This is a genomic window from Fretibacterium fastidiosum, assembly GCF_000210715.1.
Lineage (GTDB): Bacteria > Synergistota > Synergistia > Synergistales > Aminobacteriaceae > Fretibacterium > Fretibacterium fastidiosum.
Map to the genome: position 1 here is coordinate 655,092 of NC_021038.1, position 3,675 is coordinate 658,766.

4 protein-coding genes are annotated in these 3,675 nt (G+C 64.9%); all 4 read left to right on the forward strand.

Features of this window, described 5'->3' with window-relative positions; translation table 11 throughout:
• Positions 1 to 1,042 (forward strand): M28 family peptidase (locus SY1_RS02870; protein ID WP_208872648.1); only part of this gene is annotated, 1,042 nt, incomplete at its 5' end.
• Positions 1,043 to 1,072: 30 nt separating this feature from the next.
• Positions 1,073 to 1,309, forward strand: coding sequence for a hypothetical protein (locus SY1_RS02875; RefSeq protein WP_015556120.1), 237 nt, complete (start codon positions 1,073 to 1,075; stop codon positions 1,307 to 1,309).
• Positions 1,310 to 1,348: 39 nt separating this feature from the next.
• Positions 1,349 to 2,878 (forward strand): sodium:solute symporter family protein, encoded by a 1,530-nt coding sequence (locus SY1_RS02880; protein ID WP_015556121.1) that lies wholly within the window; start codon positions 1,349 to 1,351, stop codon positions 2,876 to 2,878.
• A 48-nt stretch (positions 2,879 to 2,926) separates the two neighbouring features.
• The coding region (locus SY1_RS02885; RefSeq protein ID WP_208872649.1) for a creatininase family protein at positions 2,927 to 3,675 on the forward strand (749 nt) is incomplete at its 3' end.

The window sequence follows — 3,675 nt, forward strand, 5'->3', positions numbered from 1 at the left end:
GAGGCGTGCTCCCCTCTACGAGGGGCAGCCGTACTTCCTGCTGGTGGGAGCTCACCTGGACAGCAAGCACTACGGGGCTACGGACAACGCCACCGGCGCTGCACTGGCGCTGGCTCTGGCCCTGGCGGCGGCCCGCATGGAGAGGCGGCGCTTCGGCCTGAGGGTTTGCTGGTGGTCCGGACACGAGTTCGGCAAGTACGCGGGCTCCTCCAACTACGCGCGGGAGCGCTTTGAGGAGGTCCTGAAGCACTGCCTCTGCTACACGAACATCGACATGCCGGGCATGAGGGGCGCGTCGGACTTCAGCTCCGTCACCGCCGGACCGGACCTGTTCTCCCTGGCGGCCGATGCGGTGTACGGCGTCACGGGACAGCGGGGGGCCCCGGTGGGGCGCGTGCGCTCCTGGGATCAGTCCTTCCAGAACATCGGCGTGTCCCCCTTCTTCATCTGGACCTCCGCGCTGCCCCAGGGCGACCCCAACAGGACGGGGGACACCCTCATGCCCTGGTGGTGGCACACCGAGGCGGATACGGCGGACTTCTGCGATCGCCGGGTGCTGGAGACGGACGCCGAGGTCTATGCGTCGGGCCTGTCTGGCCTGATGGAAGCGGAGGGCGTGCCCTTCGACGTCGCGGCGTTGTGCGGCGCCCTGCGGGAGCGGCTTAAGGAGCTGCGGGGGGCCCTGCATCCCTGGCTGGACCTGGGGGCTTTGTGCGCGGCGCTCGACGGGTTTCAAGACGCCTGGCGGCGGCGCGGCGACGCGGACCTTGCGACGGCGCTGAGCGCCGTCAGATTGCTGAACCGGATGTACTACGCCGCCCGCGGGCCTCACCTTCAGGACTGGAGCGGGGGGGCGGGCTTCGTCCCCGGCCTTTCGGAGGCGGCCCGCCTCCTGCGGCGCGGCCCAGGGTCGGACCGCGCCCAGGCCGTCATCCTCAACTACGCGGCGTCGCAGCGGAACCGTCTTCTCCTGTTGGCCGACGCCCTGAACGCTTTGCCCCTCCAGGCAGAGGGGCGCGTGCGGGACACGGAATCGTTTTGACTTTGAAAGGCAGGCGCATGAGGTATGGGAATGTGGGATAACGCATTTGAGACAAGGTGGTCCTGTGTTTTTCTGGCGGCGTACGTCGTCGTGATGCTGCCGGTCAAGTGCTTCTACTCCACGGAGTACGTTCCGTCGTGGAAGGGGCTGCCGCTCTTCATGGTGGGCTGGTTCTGGCTCACGGTGGCCGTCATGGTCCTGATCCTGCTGTTCTACTGGCAGGCGATGGGACGCGAAGAGTATCGGGCGTTTGGAACGGAGGACTAGGGGTCCGCGTTTCCTTCAAAGCTAAGGAGGATTTTGCAAATGGACGTCAGCACGATGTTGGTGCCTGCCACGGGGACGTTCTTTCTCGTCCTGGGCGGGTACTTTCTGATCATGGCCCTGATCGGCTTCTATTCGGCGCGTGAGACGAAATCGCTGAAGGAGTTCTTCGTCATGGGCGGCAAGGCCGGCGCGATCGTCAGCGGCATCGCCTACTTTGCGACGCAATACAGCATGAGCACGTTTATGGGGGTTCCCGCCGCGTGCTACCGGCAAGGGTACCCCGGATTGACGGTCTCCGTCCCCGGCCTGGTGTTCAGCATGATCATCCCCGCTCTGGTCGTGGGCAGGAAGCTGATCAAGCTGGGGCACGAGCAGGGGTTCATGACGATGGCGGACTACCTGGGTGACCGTTACGAGTCCAACCTGCTCCGCGGCCTTCAGGCGGTCCTGATGGTGTTCTTCATGGTCCCGATGATGGGGGCGCAGATCATCGGCGCGGGCATCATCTTCAACACGTTTACGGGATACCCGGAGTGGGTCGGCGTCGTCGCGACGGGGCTCATCGTCATCGTCTACTGCATGAGCGGCGGCATCCGCGGAGCCATGCTGACGGACGTCATCCAGGGACTTCTGATGGTCGTCACGGCGGTCGTGACGTTCTTCGTGGCTCTCGACATGGGCGGCGGCCTCGAGGCCATCAACGCAAAGCTGTTTGAGCTGAACCCCGCCTACATGGCCCACCCCGGCGCAACGGGCGCCTACCCCTGGCCCGCTCTCGTCTCGATGGTGGTCATGTGGAGCTTCTTCAACATCGGAAGCCCGACGCTTGCGACGAAGTTCTTTACGATGAAGAACTACAAGGTCATGTTCAAGGCGGTCATCCTGGGGACGCTCGGCATGTGGGTGTCCGCCACGCTCATCGAGTGGGTCGGCGTCCTGGGCATCGTCTCGGTCCCCGGCCTCGAAGGGAAGCAGATGGACTTCATCGTGCCCCTGATCCTTCAGAAGGGCGTGTCCCCCGTCTTCGCGTCCCTGATGATCGCTGGGATCATGGCGGCGGGCATGTCCACGATCGACAGCCTGCTGGTCGTGTCCTCGGGCGGCATCTCGAGGGACATCTATCAGAACCTGATGAACCGAAACGCCTCGGACGCGGAGATCCTGAGGCTCTCCCGCGTCGTGACCTGCGTGTTCGGGGTCGTCGCCATCCTGTTCGGAATCTGGCGCCCCAGCGCCATCTTCGACATCATCATCTTCTCCTTTGGCGGCCTGACGATCTGGGCGACACCCGTCCTCCTGGGGCTCTACTGGAAGCGGACGACGAGTGCGGGGGCCGTCCTGGGCATCCTGACCGGCGTGCTGCTCTACATCCCGCTCTCGGCCTCACCCCAGATCCTGGAGAAGATCGGGCTGGGCGGCCTGGTGGAGATATCCTCGACCCTGAAGGGCTACACCTTCGGCTTCAACGCCCTGATCCCCACGTGGGTCGTGGCGATGATCGTCACGGTGCTCGTCAGCCTTGTGACGAAGCCGGTTTCGGAGGCGACGCTGAAGCGTCATTTCGGCTGAGAGGCGAATCCGTTTTAACCTGTCTGTATCGAGAAAGGAAGCGACTTCATGTATTTAGCGTCCTATTCGTGGAAAAAGGCCAGCGAGCTCACGGCGAAGCACGGGGAGGGGATCGTCGCCCTGCTGCCCATCGGCAACCTGGAGGAACACGGCCCCATCGGCCCCCTTGGGACGGACTACATTATTCCGGAGTCCATGGCGTCCACGATCGAGGCCAGGCTGCCGGACAAGGTGCTCGTCCTCCCCACGATGCCCTACGGCGTCAGCCCGGCGTTGAAGGCCTTCCCCGGCACGGTGGACATCGGCGAGGAGGCCCTCACGGGCGTGCTCAAGGGCATCGTGGACGCCGTGCTGAGTTGCGGCGTGCGGCGCGTGCTGTTCTTCAACGGCCACGGCGGCAACTGGCCCGCGCTGAGCACGGCGGCGCTCTACCTGTACCAGCGCGGAGGTCAGGCGGCCCAGATCGACTGGTGGGTGACCTGCGCGGAGATGAAGGCGGAGTGGAAGTGCGGCCACGGCGGCGGCATCGAGGCCTCCGCGGCCATGGCGGTGAGGCCGGACTGGGTGCACCCCGAAGACTGTTTTGCGAGCGAGGTCGTCCACTTCAGCGACGCGCTCCGTAACGTCCACATCCACAACGTCCTCTTCGAGGGCGCTACGGTGAAGATGATCCGCAACGCCAAGGACTCGATCCCGTCGGGCGACGCGGGCTACGACGACAGTCCAAGCCGCGCCAGCCGGGAGACGGGACAGGCCATCGTCGACGCCGTGGTGGACTACACGGTCCGCTTTATCGA